Annotated in this window: 18 protein-coding genes, 1 pseudogene and 1 riboswitch; of the genes and pseudogenes, 14 read left to right on the top strand and 5 right to left on the bottom strand. The window is 28.9% G+C overall.

The window, feature by feature from the left end; genetic code table 11:
- Nucleotides 1-21 precede the first annotated feature (21 nt).
- Together rocF and DMR38_RS11275 are read right to left on the bottom strand one after the other, a co-directional pair.
- Nucleotides 22-921 carry an arginase gene (gene rocF / locus DMR38_RS11280; protein ID WP_127721416.1) on the bottom strand — a complete coding sequence of 300 codons (900 nt, stop codon included), beginning with the start codon at nucleotides 919-921 and terminating at the stop codon, nucleotides 22-24.
- Between the two features lie 220 nt (nucleotides 922-1,141).
- Nucleotides 1,142-1,306: an aspartyl-phosphate phosphatase Spo0E family protein gene (locus tag DMR38_RS11275; protein WP_023161755.1), complete on the bottom strand. Its 165-nt coding sequence runs from the start codon at nucleotides 1,304-1,306 to the stop codon at nucleotides 1,142-1,144.
- A 531-nt stretch (nucleotides 1,307-1,837) separates the two neighbouring features.
- Here DMR38_RS11275 and DMR38_RS11270 point away from each other — a divergent pair.
- The 5 genes from DMR38_RS11270 (at nucleotide 1,838) to DMR38_RS11250 (ending at nucleotide 6,404) form a co-directional block, all read left to right on the top strand.
- Nucleotides 1,838-2,020: a DUF896 domain-containing protein gene (locus DMR38_RS11270; RefSeq protein WP_127721415.1), complete on the top strand. Its 183-nt coding sequence runs from the start codon at nucleotides 1,838-1,840 to the stop codon at nucleotides 2,018-2,020.
- Between the two features lie 11 nt (nucleotides 2,021-2,031).
- Entirely contained in the window at nucleotides 2,032-2,952 is a 921-nt protein-coding gene (gene hprK / locus DMR38_RS11265) for an HPr(Ser) kinase/phosphatase (protein WP_127721414.1), read from the top strand.
- Nucleotides 2,945-3,490, top strand: a complete 546-nt coding sequence (locus DMR38_RS11260; protein ID WP_127721413.1) for a 5-formyltetrahydrofolate cyclo-ligase — start codon at nucleotides 2,945-2,947, stop codon at nucleotides 3,488-3,490. Before hprK ends, DMR38_RS11260 begins: the two co-directional genes overlap by 8 nt.
- A gap of 244 nt (nucleotides 3,491-3,734) precedes the next feature.
- Nucleotides 3,735-4,673 (top strand): magnesium transporter CorA family protein, encoded by a 939-nt coding sequence (locus DMR38_RS11255; RefSeq protein ID WP_127721412.1) that lies wholly within the window; start codon nucleotides 3,735-3,737, stop codon nucleotides 4,671-4,673.
- A 330-nt stretch (nucleotides 4,674-5,003) separates the two neighbouring features.
- Nucleotides 5,004-6,404, top strand: coding sequence for an aminopeptidase (locus tag DMR38_RS11250; RefSeq protein WP_127721411.1), 1,401 nt, complete (start codon nucleotides 5,004-5,006; stop codon nucleotides 6,402-6,404).
- Nucleotides 6,405-6,523: 119 nt separating this feature from the next.
- Here DMR38_RS11250 and DMR38_RS11245 read toward each other — a convergent pair whose 3' ends face one another.
- Nucleotides 6,524-7,363 carry a PHP domain-containing protein gene (locus DMR38_RS11245; RefSeq protein WP_127721410.1) on the bottom strand — a complete coding sequence of 280 codons (840 nt, stop codon included), beginning with the start codon at nucleotides 7,361-7,363 and terminating at the stop codon, nucleotides 6,524-6,526.
- 246 nt (nucleotides 7,364-7,609) lie between these two features.
- On the opposite strand from DMR38_RS11245, the gene DMR38_RS11240 reads away from it, so the two are divergent.
- On the top strand, nucleotides 7,610-7,810 hold the full coding sequence (locus DMR38_RS11240; protein WP_127721409.1) for an alpha/beta-type small acid-soluble spore protein: 201 nt from the start codon (nucleotides 7,610-7,612) through the stop codon (nucleotides 7,808-7,810).
- 50 nt (nucleotides 7,811-7,860) lie between these two features.
- Here DMR38_RS11240 and DMR38_RS11235 read toward each other — a convergent pair whose 3' ends face one another.
- Nucleotides 7,861-8,187, bottom strand: coding sequence for a hypothetical protein (locus DMR38_RS11235; RefSeq protein WP_127721408.1), 327 nt, complete (start codon nucleotides 8,185-8,187; stop codon nucleotides 7,861-7,863).
- Nucleotides 8,188-8,408: 221 nt separating this feature from the next.
- On the opposite strand from DMR38_RS11235, the gene DMR38_RS11230 reads away from it, so the two are divergent.
- The 6 genes and pseudogenes from DMR38_RS11230 (at nucleotide 8,409) to DMR38_RS11210 (ending at nucleotide 14,413) form a co-directional block, all read left to right on the top strand.
- Nucleotides 8,409-8,771, top strand: coding sequence for a phage holin family protein (locus DMR38_RS11230; RefSeq protein ID WP_127721407.1), 363 nt, complete (start codon nucleotides 8,409-8,411; stop codon nucleotides 8,769-8,771).
- A gap of 185 nt (nucleotides 8,772-8,956) precedes the next feature.
- Nucleotides 8,957-9,388, top strand: coding sequence for a hemerythrin family protein (locus tag DMR38_RS11225; RefSeq protein ID WP_127721406.1), 432 nt, complete (start codon nucleotides 8,957-8,959; stop codon nucleotides 9,386-9,388).
- A 36-nt stretch (nucleotides 9,389-9,424) separates the two neighbouring features.
- The gene (locus tag DMR38_RS11220; protein WP_127721405.1) at nucleotides 9,425-11,245 is read left to right on the top strand and encodes a MutS family DNA mismatch repair protein; all 1,821 of its coding nucleotides are present in this window, start codon (nucleotides 9,425-9,427) and stop codon (nucleotides 11,243-11,245) included.
- A gap of 111 nt (nucleotides 11,246-11,356) precedes the next feature.
- A riboswitch (Lysine riboswitch) is annotated at nucleotides 11,357-11,533 on the top strand.
- A 123-nt stretch (nucleotides 11,534-11,656) separates the two neighbouring features.
- A complete protein-coding gene (locus tag DMR38_RS11215) occupies nucleotides 11,657-13,120 on the top strand; it encodes an amino acid permease (RefSeq protein WP_127721404.1) in 1,464 nt (487 codons plus the stop codon).
- A gap of 45 nt (nucleotides 13,121-13,165) precedes the next feature.
- Nucleotides 13,166-13,336: pseudogene (locus tag DMR38_RS22630) on the top strand (phosphatase PAP2 family protein); the annotation flags it as partial.
- A gap of 168 nt (nucleotides 13,337-13,504) precedes the next feature.
- Entirely contained in the window at nucleotides 13,505-14,413 is a 909-nt protein-coding gene (locus tag DMR38_RS11210; RefSeq protein ID WP_243124285.1) for a glycerophosphodiester phosphodiesterase family protein, read from the top strand.
- A 225-nt stretch (nucleotides 14,414-14,638) separates the two neighbouring features.
- On the opposite strand, the gene DMR38_RS11205 is transcribed toward DMR38_RS11210, so the two are convergent.
- Nucleotides 14,639-14,917, bottom strand: a complete 279-nt coding sequence (locus DMR38_RS11205) for a metalloregulator ArsR/SmtB family transcription factor (RefSeq protein ID WP_127721403.1) — start codon at nucleotides 14,915-14,917, stop codon at nucleotides 14,639-14,641.
- A gap of 197 nt (nucleotides 14,918-15,114) precedes the next feature.
- Between DMR38_RS11205 and DMR38_RS11200 the strand changes: the two genes are divergently transcribed.
- Nucleotides 15,115-15,600, top strand: coding sequence for a PH domain-containing protein (locus DMR38_RS11200; protein ID WP_127721402.1), 486 nt, complete (start codon nucleotides 15,115-15,117; stop codon nucleotides 15,598-15,600).
- On the top strand, nucleotides 15,584-16,999 hold the full coding sequence (locus tag DMR38_RS11195) for a PH domain-containing protein (protein WP_243124284.1): 1,416 nt from the start codon (nucleotides 15,584-15,586) through the stop codon (nucleotides 16,997-16,999). Before DMR38_RS11200 ends, DMR38_RS11195 begins: the two co-directional genes overlap by 17 nt.
- Nucleotides 17,000-17,192: the final 193 nt, after the last annotated feature.

The raw sequence follows: 17,192 nt of genomic DNA, 5'->3' as shown, positions 1-17,192 counted from the left end.
GGAAGGGCATATGTCCCTTCCTTATTTTAAATGCTGAAAAGTCCAGGAAAGCAAATCTATACATAAGTTAGAAGTTTTATCATCTCGATCCAATTTAGGGTTTAACTCCACCATATCCATGGATTTTACAAGTCCGGTTTCCATTAAATATTTTAATATATATTTAACTTCTGTAACGTTTATGCCTTTTTTAACTGGGGTACCTGTTCCAGGGACTAATTGAGGATTTAAAACGTCTATATCGAAACTCAAGTGAAGAGATTGTATTTTATTTCTTTTTAATTTTAAATAAATTTTATCCATTATATTTTTTATACCCATTACATGAATGTCATCGGTGGAGTATACACTTATATTTTGCTCTTTTAAAAGATTCTGCTCACCTTCATCTAAAGACCTAGCACCTAGTATAAATACATTTTCTGGCTTTACTTTAGGACCTTTATAATAGAGATTAGAAAGTTTATCATACCCAAATCCCATAGCAGCTGAAAGGGGCATTCCATGTACATTACCTGAAGGGGAAGTTTTATCTGTATTTATATCCCCATGGGCATCTAGCCATATAACTGCAATATTTTCATTGTATTTGCTTGTACCTGAAAGACTTCCAAGACCTATAGAATGATCACCGCCTATGGTCAAGGGAAAACTATGGGCACATAGTGAACTGTAAACTTGATGAGCTAAATTCTTATTTGCATCTAGTATTGGTTTTAAATACTTCATATGAGAATTAAATGTATATTTCTCATCTTCAGGTATATTTAAAACATGGATATCTCCAGCATCATAAGTCGTATGGCCACTTTTATTTAAAATATCTATTATATTTTTTTGCCTTAACTTTTTAGGACCGTATTCTGTACCTTTTTTGTCAGAACCAAAAAAGATAGGTACACCTATTACACTAACGTCCATTTAAGTTACCTCCCTAATTTAACTTTTGGTAAAATGCAAATTTAAGTTCAATGTTATTTTTAGAATTTATTTTAAGCATTATTCTATTTTAATTTTACATATATGGTTCAAATATCTATAACTTAAAATTCAAATGAATGTAATGATTTTAAGTCTATTGAGAAGAATAAATTTGAAAAGAAGAAAATAGAAAGAAAAAATAAAATTCAGCTAAAATAAATTAACTAAATTTATTTTCCTTTTGGTATTGTAGAATTAGCCTGTCCAATTTTTCACTGCACTTTACAACAATTTCGTCCGTAAGACTACTAGTTTTCATTAATAGATATAAAGTTTCCTTTAGATTGTTTATTTCAACATCTAAAATTCTCAAATTATCATTCATTATCATTCCTCCACAAGAAACTTTGTACTCTTATATTTTACCAGATAATAAGAAAATAACCATATCTTTTATTAGTCACCAATTTGCAGTATATTACAAAAATAAACATAACTTCTGTAGATAAGGTGTGGATTATTCTGTGGAGAAAATGTGGAAAAAAGAAAAAAATGTCTTCATATACTGATATGAATCACCATGGATAAATTTTACAAATCAAAATAATGTCTAAAAGTTTTTAGCATATTTATAAACTTACTATTTTAACTATTATAAAATAGTTGACAATATGGAGTAATTTGTGGAAAATAAAACTGAATAAGTGCATCAATGAATCTTACTTAGTGGAAATTTGTTTCTCCCACTAAGTTTAGATGAATTATCTAGGGGCGTAGCTACTGTTAGCTCCCGCTTTGATAGAAAAGCAGATATCTCAAATCTTTGATTTGGTGATAGTCGCTTTCACAGAGTGCGTGGGAGTGTTACAGTAGGTAGCCATCAGATAAATTATAAAGTTAGGAGTGCAGCTATAGAATGGACAAATTAACTGAAAGAATAAATTTTCTTTATAAAAAGAGTAAAACTTCACAACTTACAGAAGATGAAAAAGAGGAACAGAGAAGGCTTAGAGAGAAGTATATAAACAATATAAGGAAAAATTTAAAAGCTCAGCTTGGAGCTATACAACCAAAATCTGATGAAGATGAACTCAATTAAGAGGTGAGAAAATGCCAGTAACAGTAGTAGATATTATAAATGATTTGAATTTGGAAGTTATAAATAGAGGAGAAAATGTAAATGAAATAAAGGAAAGTGATATAAATAGACCTGGGCTTCAATTTAGTGGGTTTTATAATTATTATGCTAATGAGAGAGTTCAGATAGTAGGCAAGGCGGAATGGAGTTTTTTAGATGCTATGCAGCCTGAACTTAGGAAAAAAAGGCTGGGAAAATATTTTGAATTTGACAATCCATGTACCATAATAACTAGAAATTTGGTACCTCATAAGGAGTTCTTAGAGAGTGCTATCTTGAATAAAAGGTGGATACTAAGAACTGATAATATATCTACAAGGTTTATAAATAAGGTTATGAATTATTTAGATGATAAATTAGCACCTGAAACAAGGATACATGGTGTCCTTGTAGATGTTTATGGTATTGGAATACTTATAACTGGAGAAAGTGGTATAGGAAAAAGTGAGACTGCACTTGAACTTATAAAAAGGGGGCATCGTTTAGTTGCAGATGATGCAGTAGATATAAAGCAAATAGATGGGGTACTTCATGGAACATCGCCGTATATTACTTCAGGAATGATAGAAGTTAGAGGAATGGGGATAATTGATATACCTGCCCTTTATGGGTTGAGTTCTGTACTTAAGTCAAAGGATATTAACATGATAATATATCTGGAGCAGTGGAAAGAAGATGAAAATTATGATAGACTTGGAATAGACAAAGAGTATTTAAATATATTAAATGTACCTGTAAGAAAATTAAAAATTCCAATTAGGCCAGGAAGAAATCTGGCAGTCATAATAGAGGCCGCTGCAGCAAATTACAGATACAGTCTTATATCAAATGTAACTCCTGTAGATGTAATAAGTGAAAGAATAAATGAGGTGGCGAGAAAGAAAAATGGATAAGAGTATTATAAGAAAGAAAATGAAAGAAGAGAGAAATAAATTATCTAATTTGCAAAAAGAAAAATTGGACAACAGTGTACTTCAAAAAGTTATAGAGAGTGAAGAATATAATAAGGCTAACAGTATATTTATATTTGTAAGTTACGGAAGTGAAGTAGACACTCATAGAATCATAAAAAAGGCACTTGAGCAGGAAAAAAATGTTTGTGTTCCTAAAGTTATATCTAAAGAGGATGGAATGGTTGCAGTTAGAATACATGATTTTAGTGAATTAAAAAGTGGGGCATATGGTATATTGGAACCAGAAGATACAAAATCTAAAGTAGAAGAATACTCTATAGATTTGTGTTATATTCCAGGAGTAGCCTTTGATAAAAGAGGTGGGAGAGTTGGATATGGAGGAGGATATTACGATAGGTTTTTTAAAAAGCTTAGAGAGAACTCCAAAAAAATTGCCCTTGCATATAGGTTTCAGATACTAGATGAAGTCCCCATGGAAGAACATGATATGTTTATAGATGGTATAATTTCTGATTAAAATATTCATAGATAGATATTAAAAGTATTGCGTCCTTTATGTTGCTGAGAGGGTTTATGGACAATACTTTTTTTATTTCGTTTAACTTTGGCACTATAGTATTTTTATCTGATGCCAAGAACTCTGTTTATACTATATTTTTTGTCATAAAATTATATCTGTCAAGTAATGAATTATTTCTAATTAAAATTAACACACTAATAAGGATGAACTTATTTTTATGTTTACATTGGTGGTGTTTTTTATGAAAATACTTGATATAGATAATGGCTTTAAAGAAGTTACGGAAAAAATTGATTTTATAAGCAGACATTATTGGATATTACTTCATGCAGATGAAATTGAAAAGTTAAAGGATTTTGTAGACATAGATAGAGATAGTATAGAGGAATGTAAAAGTTTTTCACAAGTATCAAAAATAAACTTTTTCAATGGGTATCTTTTTATAATACTTAATATACTCAATTATGTAGAAGAAATAGTAATTCCTAAAGAATTGAATGTATTTTTAAGTAGAAATTATATAATAACTGTATACAAAGATAAAATTGATATATTAGATGATTTAATACAAGATATGGATGACTCCAAAAATTGCTTTTTACTAAAGGACAATCCGAGGGCATCTATATTACTTTACTATATTTTAGACAGAATAGTTATAAAAAACTATGATATAATATCTGCATTAGAGGTTAAAGCAGATAAAATTGAAATAGATGTTTTAAAAAATCCAAAACATGATCAGATAGATGGTTTGATAACCTTGAGAAGACAGGTTTATAAAGTAAGAAAATATTTGAATCCACTTATATACATAGGAGATAGCTTGGTTATGAATGACAATCTGGTAATAGAAAAAGATATCTTAGAATACTTTAGCAATTTAAATAGAAAAATAGAAAAACTTATGTTTTCTGTTGAAAGTTTAGTTCAAGATCTGGCTTTAGTGAGGGAAGCTTTTGAATCTGAAACTGCAAATAAAACCAATGAAGTTATGAAAGTTTTTACTGTAATAGCTAGTATATTCTTACCATTAGATCTCATAAGTAGTATCTATGGTATGAATCTAAAAGGAATACCATTTATGGAGATAGAAAATGGATGCCACTATGTAGTAATAATTATGTTTCTTGTGGCAGTCATTCTTATATGTATATTTAAGAGGAAAAAGTGGTTTTAATATAAAGTTGCAATGGGCTGCCTACTAATTAGTTACTTAATTTTCGGAGTTTAAAAACTTTGCGAAACAATATTTTTCATTATTAATTCTTAACTTACGAATCTTTGCTTTGCAATTTTTTTATATTAAATCAAAGTTTTATATATGTGAAAGTTGAGTTAATTGGTATGTGTTAGTCCTTTTAATTGATGATCTTTTTAGACTAACACCTCAGAAAATATAAATATTAATGTATTGGTGTATTTTGTGATAGAATATAATTGTTAATAAAGTGAAACGTAACATTTATTTGCTAATACAATAACATTAATATAGAAGAGGAGAGATAAAATGTCAAAAAATTTAACTAAGGAATATAAATATGCATGGGACAAATATTCAAAAAAAGATTTTAAAATACTCTTTAAAATTTCAGATGAGTATGAAAAATTTATGTCTAAATGCAAGACAGAGAGAGAATGTGTAAAAGAATTTATATTGAGAGCTGAAAAAAACGGATATAAAAATATAGAGGATATAATGAATGCAAAATCTACTTTAAAAGTAGGAGATAAGGTTTATGCTAATAATAAAAATAAAAATTTAGCTCTTTTTGTAATAGGTACGGAGAATATGGAAAAAGGGATGAGGATACTTGGAGCTCATATAGACTCTCCACGACTTGATTTAAAGCAAAACCCTCTTTATGAGGATGCTGACCTTGCGCTGTTTGATACCCATTATTATGGAGGTATAAAGAAATATCAGTGGGTTACCCTTCCACTTGCCATTCATGGTGTAGTTATAAAAAAAGATGGAACCAAGGTAGAAATAGTAATAGGAGAAGAGGATGGAGATCCTGTAGTTGGAGTATCTGACTTACTTGTACATCTTGCAGGAGATCAAATGGATAAAAAAGGAAACAAAGTTGTAGAAGGAGAAGATTTAAATGTTCTAATTGGAAGTATTCCAATAGAGGACAAAGAAGCTAAAAATAGAGTAAAAAAGAACATATTGAGAATTTTAAACGACAAATATGGAATAGAAGAAGAGGATTTTGTATCTGCAGAAGTAGAAGTAGTTCCAGCAGGGCCTGCCAGAGATTTTGGACTTGACAGCAGTATGGTTATGGCTTATGGCCATGATGATAAAATATGTGCTTATACTTCTTTTGATGCCATGATGAAAATAGAAAATCCAAACAAGACCTGTGTTACTCTTTTAGTAGATAAAGAAGAAATAGGAAGCGTAGGAGCTACAGGAATGCAATCAAGGTTTTTTGAAAATACAGTAGCTGAAGTAATGTCACTATGCGAAGAATACAGCGATTTAAAACTTAGAAGGGCTTTAACGAATTCGAAAATGCTGTCTTCTGACGTAAGCGCTGCCTTTGATCCAAATTATCCTTCTGTAATGGATAAAAATAATGCAGCATATTTCGGAAAGGGAGTAGTATTTAATAAATATACTGGTGCAAGAGGAAAGTCAGGTTGTAATGATGCGAATCCAGAATATATAGCTGAAATAAGAAATATAATGGATAAAAACGATGTATCCTGGCAAACCGCGGAACTTGGTAAGGTAGACCAGGGCGGTGGTGGAACTATAGCTTATATACTGGCAGAGTACAATATGCAAGTTATAGATTGTGGAATAGCACTTCACAATATGCATGCACCTTGGGAAGTAGCAAGTAAAGCAGATATATATGAAGCTGTAAAAGGATACGTTGCATTTCTAAAAGAGATATAAGAAATAATCTGTGGAGGAGCTTATGTACTAATTAATTAGTACATAAGCCATTTTAACACTAATCATGTTCTAAAACAGTTTATAATTGATAGTGAAAGGCTTCAACTGTCTATTGCCAATTATAAACTTTTAAGTTTGCTTAAAAAATCATTTATTTGATTTTCACTTAAATAAACTTCACCTATAGAATGACCGTGTTTTAAACTTTTTTTGTTTGTAGAATGGAAATCAGATCCTGCAGTTATGATTTTTTTATACTTTTTAGCATATTTTATAAATTTTTCTGTATCACAACCTTTATTAGCAGGATAAATAGCTTCTATACCGTGAAAAGGAAGTTTCATTAAATCTTCTATATTTATATCTTTTACAAGTACAGGGTGAGCAAGTACAACCATAGCATTTAAAGACGATAGCATTTTTATTCCTTCTATTGTAGAAAGTTTTTTATTTGGAACATAGGCAGGACTGGAATCTCCAATAAAATTTGAAAATATGTAATCAAAACTGTAATTATAACCTGCATTTATTATGGCTTTTGCTATATGGGGTCTTGCTACAACTCCATTAGCTATCTTTAATATGCTTTCAAAATCAAGTTTTATATTGAAAAATTTATATAAATTATTTACTATTTTTTTTGCTCTGTTTATTCTGTATAAGTTCATTTCTTTTAAGAAGTTTATAAACTTTGGAGATATATGAGAAATATCTTTAAAATACCCTAGTATATGAACGCTTTTATTTTCATACAAGGTAGATAGTTCTATTCCAGGAATAACTTTGATACCTATTTTTTCTCCTTCATTTAAAGCTTCATCTATACCAGATAAGGTATCATGGTCTGTTATTGAAATAATATCAACACCTTCTCGTTTTGCCATGCATACTAGTTTTGATGGAAATAAGTTACCATCAGAGGAAGTAGTATGTAAGTGAAAGTCTCCTTTTTTATACAACAAAATCACCTACTTTTAAAATTAACTTATATTTATTATACTACTTTAATCATGAAAAGTTTCAATAAGCTTTAAATTTAAGGCTTTTCACAGTATAGTAAAGAAAAATTTTCGCTTATAAAAGTTTCTAGATACCCTATAATATAGTATATTTTCATTTAATTTTATAGAGTAATAATTTTTATATAGAGCAAACTGATAGTGTAATACAAAACAAATAATTTAAAAATGAGGAGGGGAACAATTATGGCAAACAGTAGAGGAAACAGAGTCTTAGTTCCACAAGCTAAAGAGGCTTTAGATAAATTTAAAATGGAATCAGCTAGAGAAGTAGGAGTAAATTTAAAAGAAGGTTATAATGGAGATCTTACCTCTAGAGAAGCAGGTTCCGTAGGTGGAAATATGGTTAAAAAGATGATTCAGGCCTATGAACAGGGCTTAAAATAAGATATTGAGTATAGGTAAAAGCCAGATGATAGTTTCATCTGGCTTTTACACTATTTAATCCCAGATATTTTGCCTCTAAGTGCCTTTATACGGCCATTTACATAGCTTAAAAGTTCTGACTTATTGTCCTTTATGTTCACTGGTGCATTAATAACTATAGTTAAAATGTCCAGTTTACTGTATTTTATCTCATTTGCAATTTCATAAGCCAAATATTTATTCTTTATTTTCCAGTATGTAGTGTTAAATTCATTTGACTGTTTTTGATTATAATATCCTTTTTCTATACCAAATTGAAATAGATCTGCAGCAGATTCTAACTCATCTAAATCTTTAGCTTGTAAAGTTTCATCAATAAGAGTTTGAAATGTTTTCATTGTTACACTCCTTTTTAGTAATTTATAAGTATTTACTATATAGACAATATTACTTATACCTTTTTTCTTAAATTTTGTCAATATTCATTTTAAATTTAGTTTTATCTAAAAATAAAATAGTTATAACTTGTATTTAAAAAATTTTTTATTTTTAAATATTTTTTATGTTTTAGGCAAAAATATAAGTGAATAAATATTTTATTGAAAAAGGAGTGACTTCCATGGGTGATACAAATAAGCAACCTGAAAGATCTACATGGGGAGGTTATATATTAAGATTTGTTTTAACGGTGGTTGTACTGGCAATAACTTCATTTTTAACACCTGGTTTTAAGATATCAGGATTATGGTCATATGTAGCTGCAGCAGTTGTAATAAGTTTAATAGATTATTTAGTGGAAAGATTTATGAATATAGATGCGTCTCCTTTTGGGAAGGGAGTAAAAGGTTTTGTAATTGCAGCTGTAATATTATATTTAACTCAATTTTTAGTTCCATATATGAGAGTTACTATAGTAGGAGCTATTTTGGCAGCAATAGTTATTGGAATATTAGATGCCGTAATACCAGGAAGGGTTATGTAAAAATGTTTCCTACGGATTTAATGAGTGAATAATTTTTTATTTTCTTTACGCCGCCGGTGTTATTCCGGCGGCGTTTTAAATTAGTAGTAGTTTACTAATTTAAATTTTGTTATAATATGTACAGAAGCAGTGCAATCAGTAAGTTATAAAATTTTACAATAAAATATTTAGAAGGGAAGTATACTATGTTTGAATGGAAAGATGAATATGCTTGTGGAATTAAGAGAATAGATGATGAGCACCAAAAGTTATTTGAAATAGGACAGTCCATATATGAGTTAGCTGTCAATGAAAATCATGTGGACTATTTTGGTGATATTTTAAATTTAATTGATGATCTAAAAGAGTATACTGTTTATCATTTTGAGGATGAAGAAAAGATTATGCAAATGTATGACTATCCAGGTTATTCGGAACAAAAACGAGTGCATGATAAATTTATAGAAAAAATAGAAAACTTGGATTTAGATGAAATAGATGAGGATACACAAAAATCAATTTTGGATATTTTGGATTTTGTGTACAATTGGATATCAAGTCATATATTAGGCATGGATCTGAAGATAAAAGATTATTTTGATGAGTTAAAAGTAAGTAGGTTGAAAAATAGCAAATAAAAACATAGATGTAGTGAGAAAAGAGGAGAAATATACTTGGATGAAATTGAAGAAATCTACTGCAGAAGAAAAAAGCATTATGACCATCTTGTGAAAAGACAAAGTTCTGCTGTAGTATGTATGAGTAGGTTACGTTTTTTAATATTTTTGCTAGGAATAATCTTTATAGTAGGTTTATATATTAAAAACTATTACTATATGAGCTTAAGTATTTTTCTGGTTTCAGCTATATTGTTTGTACTTGCAGTAAGAGTCCATGAAAAGTTAAAACAAAATACAGATTTTACAAAAAAACTAGTAAAAATAAATTGTAATTCGCTAAAAAGAATAGTTGGTGATTGGAAAGAATTTAACGAAAAAGGAGAAAATTTTAGGAATGTAGAGCATAATTATTCCTGGGATCTTGATATATTTGGTGAAAACTCATTATTTCAATGCATTAATTGTTGTAATACTTATCTTGGAAAGGAAAACTTAAAAAATGTGCTGTCATCACCTTTAGGAAATTCTAAAGATATAGAAAAAAGACAAAGTGCGGTTTTGGAATTGTCATCTAAATTGAAGTGGAGACAGCATCTAGAGGCACAGAGTTCATCCATAGAAGATAATAAGGAGAGTGTTTCAAAGCTTAAAGAAATAGTTTCAACTAAGAATTCAACATACAGAAATAAATACATTATAGTTGTATTTAAAATAATTCCTATTGTAACTATAATGCTTTTGTTTATGAGTTTTGTATTTCACTTTTTTAATAATTCTATAGGGTATGCAGCACTTGTAGTTCAAATAATTTTACTTTTACCAGGGGCTAAAAACAGATTTAGTACTTTAAACACGGTTTTTAATTTAAAAAGTAATATAAGATCTTATGAAAAAACTATATCTTTAATATGCAAAGAAGAATTTCAGAGTGATTACTTAAAAGACTTAAAAAGTATGCTATTAAAAAAACAAAATGGAAAATTGAAAAATGCAGCAGAAGAAATATATAAGCTAAAAAAGATATCAGAGAGCATATCTCAGCGCCAGAACATTGCATATATAATACTTAATATATTTTTCCTTTGGGATTATCAGTGTATGTTTGCCTTTGAAAAGTGGAGGGAACAAAATGGAAGTGAGCTTTATGGCTGGATTGAAACTGTTGGAAAATTTGAAATGTTGAGTAGTCTTGCAGTTATAGCATTTGACCATTCAAATTGGACAATGCCTCAAATTTTGGATAATTCCTTGGTTTTAAAAGCAGATTCTATGGCACATCCTCTTTTATGGGATAAGGCAGTTTGTAATAATCTGGATTTGAATAAAAATTCTAAAGTAGCGCTTATCACGGGATCAAATATGTCTGGGAAAAGCACTTTTTTAAGAACAGCAGGTATAAATTTAGTACTTGCTTATTCGGGGGCACCGGTTCGTGCAAAATCATTTTGTTGTTCTATAATGAGTATTTACACCTGTATGCGAATAAGTGACAATTTAGAAAAAAATATATCTTCTTTTTATGGAGAAATTTTGAGAATAAAATCTATTGTAGAAGCTGCAAATAGAGGAGAAAATATTTTTTTCTTATTAGATGAAATATTTAAAGGCACTAATTCTATAGATAGGCACACTGGAGCTAAGATACTTATAAATGAATTAATGGATTCTAATACCTGTGGTATGGTATCAACTCATGATTTGGAATTATGTGATATAGAGAGGGAAAGTAATGAAAGAGTAAAAAATTATCATTTTAGAGAATATTATAAAGATAATAAAATACAGTTTGATTATAAATTACATAGAGGTGCATCGAAAACGAGAAATGCTCTGTATCTTATGAAAATGGCAGGAATTAATGTACCTGACGATTAATATGATATATTTTTTGCATATTCAATAATATTTTTACAAAATGTACTTTAGAGTACAAAATCTGTTGACTAACTTAAAGTTTTAGTTCATAATATATTAATATAAGTGAATAACTGAGGTAGAGGTGCAGAATTTAAGAGTAGAGTTGAGGAGTTAAGCACTATGATACAACTTGAAAGGAAATTTTGCCGAAGTTATTTAGCAGATGCTTTAATGCTAAGTAATTGGTTTTACATAAAATATATGTAAAACTGTCACAAGGTTAATTTGTGGAGAGCTATCATTCGTTAGAGGATTAATATGTCTTTATATAACCTTGAGTATACTCTCAAGGTTATTTTTATGATCACCTTATGTCCGTCTTAGTTATATCACTTATCGGAAATTAAAAACCGATAAGGGGGGAAAAAAATGCAGAGTGTTGCAGAACAAAAACAAGAGGGGACCTATGAACTTAAAAGAGGTCTTAAAGCCAGGCATTTAAATATGATTGCTTTGGGCGGAGCTATAGGAACAGGATTATTTTTAGCTCTAGGAGCTACGATTAAACAGGCGGGTCCTGGAGGAGCACTTGTGGCTTATGGCTGTATAGGAGTTATGGTTTATTTTTTAATGACAAGTTTAGGAGAAATGGCAACGTACATGCCTGATTCAGGTTCCTTTAGTACATATGCCACTAAGTTTGTAGATCCGGCACTGGGTTTTGCACTTGGATGGAACTATTGGTACAATTGGGCTATAACTGTTGCAACAGAAATGGTGGCAGGGGCCTTGATAATGAAATTTTGGTTTCCAGGTGTACCGTCTATTATATGGAGTGTATGTTTTTTAGTACTTATAGTTGGACTTAATTTATTGTCTGCAAAAGCCTACGGAGAATCAGAATTTTGGTTTGCTGGTATAAAAGTTTTTACAGTTATCGTATTTTTAATTGTAGGTGTGGCAACTATTTGTGGAATATTTAATGGAAAACCTGTAGGATTTAAAAACTTTACAGTAGGAGATGCGCCTTTTGTAGGTGGCTTTAAATCTATATTTTTAGTTTTCTTAATTGCAGGATTTTCTTTTCAAGGTACAGAACTTATAGGTATAGCAGCAGGAGAAAGTGAAAATCCAGAAAAAACTATACCAAAGGCAATTAATGCTGTATTTTGGAGAATATTATTATTTTATATAGGTACAATATTTGTAGTAGGAGCTCTTATACCTTATATGAATGCAGGAGTTGATACAAGTCCTTTTACAATGGTATTTCAAAAGGCAGGTATAGCAGGAGCGGCTTCTCTTATGAATGCAGTTGTTTTAACTTCTGTTTTATCTGCAGGAAATTCTGGAATGTATGCTTCAACGAGAATGTTATATTCTATGGCTAAAGAAAAAAATGCACCAGCATGTTTTGCAAAAGTTAATTCAAGGGGAGTACCGGTAAATTCACTTATACTTACTACTATAGTAGCATCTGCTTGTTTTTTAACTGGATTTTATGCAGAAACTACGGTGTATGTATGGTTAGTAGCAGCTTCAGGACTTGCAGGATTTGTAGCCTGGGTTGGAATAGCATTTTGCCATTATCGTTTTAGAAAGGCTTATACTTTACAAAAACGTGATTTTAGTAAGTTAAAATATAAGGCTAAATTATTTCCACTGGGTCCGATTATAGCACTTGTGCTTTGTATTGTGGTTATCTTAGGCCAAGGTATTACTTATTTTGGAGAAGCTAAAATAGATTGGGGTGGAGTTATTTCTTCATATATAGGACTGCCTTTATTCTTCGGTCTATGGGTATGGTATAAAAAAAGGCATAGTACAAAAGTTATTAAATTAGAAGATGTAGATTTTAATAGTATAGAAAAAGAAGTGGAAAATATGAAATAATATTTTGATAAAAAGTTTCCAGGAAGTTTAACTTTCTGGAAACTTTTTTGCTATGCTTTATATGATGATTATTTTACCCTAACATTTTTGATATCTTTTTTTAGACTATATTTATATGTTCATTATCATATAGATGTATTAGGAGGAATAATTTTGGCTCTTATATGCAGCAAAATTATTATATATATTTTTCGTAAATTAGACTATTATAGATAATTTATGATAGAATTAGAAGAGTAATAATGAGAAAAATTATGTTTTTGTCTAGTATGGTATTTCTAAGCTAAGATTAGATTTGCTAAGATATTTAGTTAAGTTTAAAGTTTTATTAATAAGGGGGGAAATAGTATTTATAAAAAGATATTTACAAATGTTATCCTTATATTGTTTACTGTATTACTTTTGAAAGTTATGGCTGTAACTTTTTATTACAATACCAATTCTCTTTCTTTTAAATATTCATCTAATATAAAAATTAATAAATTAAGTAATGTAAGTTATAAAAGAAAGAACAATATACCAAAAAAAGTTAATAATACTGTAATGTCAAATGAACCTATAGTAATAGCTCATCGTGGAGCAAATAAATTTGCTCCTGAAAATTCCATTCCTGCTATTGATGTTGCAGGTAAAATGGGATATTGGGGAGTAGAATTAGATGTATGCTCTTCCTCCGATGGTGTTTTATATTTACTCCATGATCCTACACTTAATAGAACAACTAATGGAAGGGGACTAATAACAAAAAAGTCGTCAGATGAAATAGATGAGCTTAAGATTGATAAGGGTGCAAATATAGCTCAATATCCTAATTTAAAAGTGCCTAGATTTGAGGAAGCATTGACGGAATGTTCTAAATACAATCTTGTACCAATATTTGAAATTAAATTTCTAAGTAAAAGAAATAGAGATATTAATACATTTTTAGATATTATCCATGAATATGGTTACGAAAAAAAAGTCATCGTCCATTCATTTAATTATCCAGCTTTGGAATATTTAAAAAGTAAAGATAATGAGATTCGTATAATGCCAATTATAAATCCCAATAGTAGACTCCATGGTTATATGTATGCAAAGTCTATAGGGGCTGTAGCTTTAGATTCCAGATATGATTTACTTACTAAGAAAATTGTACAATTGGCGCATAAAGATGGGTTAAAGGTATTTTGTTGGACAATTGATAGAAGACAAGATTTTAAAAGAGCTGCTAAAATGGGCGTAGATTATATATATTCTGATACCATTTATCCAAGTAAACAAGAAGTAAAGTTAAGAAAAAATTCTGTATAGCTATTAAAGTACAATTAAAAATTGAGAATTAAGAATTAATAGTTATGGATAAGGATATTGCTTGAGCCCTTTTGTATGAAAGATTATTAGTCCTAAGGAGTTTTCTAACTTAAAAATCAACTTATACGTAGGCATATTTTTACAATATTTAATCGAGCTGAATGTTGTAAAAAATATTTGGAGTATAAGTTGATTTTTTTGTTTGAACTCTATAGATCATTGAAATTACTTAAATAAAACATGAATTAAATCAATAGCTGTTTTATTACAAACATTGTAATTAACTTCAAGTCCGTTCCTAGTTCCTTCTATAATTCCTGCTGTCCTTAATTTTTGTAGGTGTTGTGATAAAGTTGACTGAGGAATTTGAAGGCAATTTTGCATATGGGTAACATTACAGCAGCCCTTATCTAATAGTCCTCTGACTATGCATAGTCTAATAGGATGTGCCAGTACCTTAAGAAGTTCAGCAGTATTGGCATATTCTTTATAATTATTGTCCATAGTTCTACCTCGTTATTTTTCTATATTTGAATCTTTACATTTACATATTATGATATACAAATATAAACGTCAATATATAATAATTATAAAAGATTTATTAAATTTTGAAATACGAAAGTATAATTATGTAATATATAATATAGGTAAAACTAATTAGTATACGAGCAAGTACACTAGATATGTAAAGGAGATTAACTATGAATTATGATAAGATCGACAAAAATGCTATAAAATTATGGATTATTGGAAGAACAGTAATTAGTGTTATATTTATAGCTTTATATGTGATATGTGTGAATTTGTTCTTAATGCCCAAAATTGAAGATATGAAAGTACTAAAATGTATTTTGAATTTTTTAACTGCAATAATAATATTTGTTTCAATTTTGGATAGTTTTATATGGCCTTTTTTAGAGTATAAGCAGTGGAAATATGGCATATTTGAAGATAAAATTGAACTTATAGAAGGTATAATCATAAGAAAAAGAACAATAATTCCAATTTCTAGAATTCAAAATTTAAAAATAGAACAGGGACCAATTGAAAGAATGTGTAAAATAGCTTCTGTAAATATTATAACGGCAGGGGGTACACATAAAATCCCTGCTATAGCTGTGGAAGATGCTGAAAAAGTCGCAAATAACCTTAAAAATGTTATAGAATTGGGTGATAAAATTGGATAGGATAGAGAGAAATCATTTCTTTAAATTATTTTATAGTTTAGGAACAATATTAAAAGAAATGATAGGAATTATTTTTGCATCAGGATTCCTAATTAAGTGGATTGGATTTAGATTAGGAATTTTAATTGCAGTAATTTTATTAATACTACTTCTAGCATATGAAATTATAGAATGGAGAAAAAACATTTTTATAATAAGAGAAAAGTCTATTTATCACAAAGAAGGGGTTTTTAGCATAAAAAAAGTAGAAGTTCCTTTAGAAAAAATCAATACAGTTGACATTTCAACAAATTTCTTTGAACAAGTTTTTAATGCAGCAACTATAAAAATTGATACAGGAGATGCAAAGGATCATGGAAGTGAATTGAAATTTACTTTAAATAGAGATAGGGCTGAGGAGCTTAGAAGTATACTGCTTAAGGAAAATACGAATACACTTAAAAATAAATATGGACAGGAATCTTATAGTTTAGGTTCAAAAGAATTATTTATATATTCTATTATTTCTAATTCACTGTTTAAGGGACTAGCTATATTGCTTGCCATACAGCAATTTTTTGAGGAACGTGCTAAAAAATTACTTAAACTTAATATTGATACATCCCAATATTTTAAAGGATTTAATTATACAACTTTTTATGAAAAAATTTATATAATCGCAATTATAGTTTGTATTATTTTATTTGTAAGTTTATGTCTGTCCATTATATATAATTTTACAAAATATTATAATTTCAGGATGTGGGCTGATAATAATAAAATTTGTATAAATTACGGAGTCTTAAATAAAAAAAATTATAGTTTTGATAGAGAAAAGATTAAGGGTATACATCTTAAACAGACTATTTTAATGCAAGCTTTTGGGTATTTTACTATAGAAATAGAAAGTATTGGATACGGAGATGAAAAAGGAGAAAAAGCTATACTGTATCCCATATGCAGTACCCAATTGAAAGATGAAATATTAAAAAATTTGCTTGATGAATTTTTGTATGAAGATAATTTTAATAAACCTCTTAGTAATGTATATGTTAGTTTTTTTTATAAAAAAATTATATTTTGGGTAAGTGTAACTTGCATAATTGCATTTATAAAACCAAGTTTTATTTTATTTAGCATAGCCATGTTTATAATATTATTTATTATAGGGCATATGGAATTTAGAAATACAGCACTAGGAATAAATAGGGATTTGGTTTGTATATGCCATAATAGTTTTAATAAAACTCAATCTGTTTTAAAGCTATCCACTATACAATCTGTGACTTTATCATACAATTATTTTCAGCACAATAAAGGAGTTTGTAATTACAAATTTATTTTATATAGTTCTAATTATGGCAAAGAATTAAAGGTTAAAAATTTAAAAGATAATGCTGTTGAGAAATTTTTTAGATAAGGAAAGACTCAATGGAGTTTATTATGTAATAGTTAATGGACATATAGTAGTTGAGTATGGTAAAATTAAGAAAGATATCTTGCCTTGAATGGCAATTAGAATGAATTAAATTATAAAGAGCATACCGTTTTTTAATTAGGTTATGCTCTTTATAACATTATATATATAGTATAATTACAACTATAGTAGACAA

Source organism: Clostridium sp. AWRP (assembly GCF_004006395.2).
Lineage (GTDB): Bacteria > Bacillota > Clostridia > Clostridiales > Clostridiaceae > Clostridium_B.
Note: the sequence above shows the minus strand (reverse complement) of the source record. Positions and strands in the feature narration are given on the sequence as shown.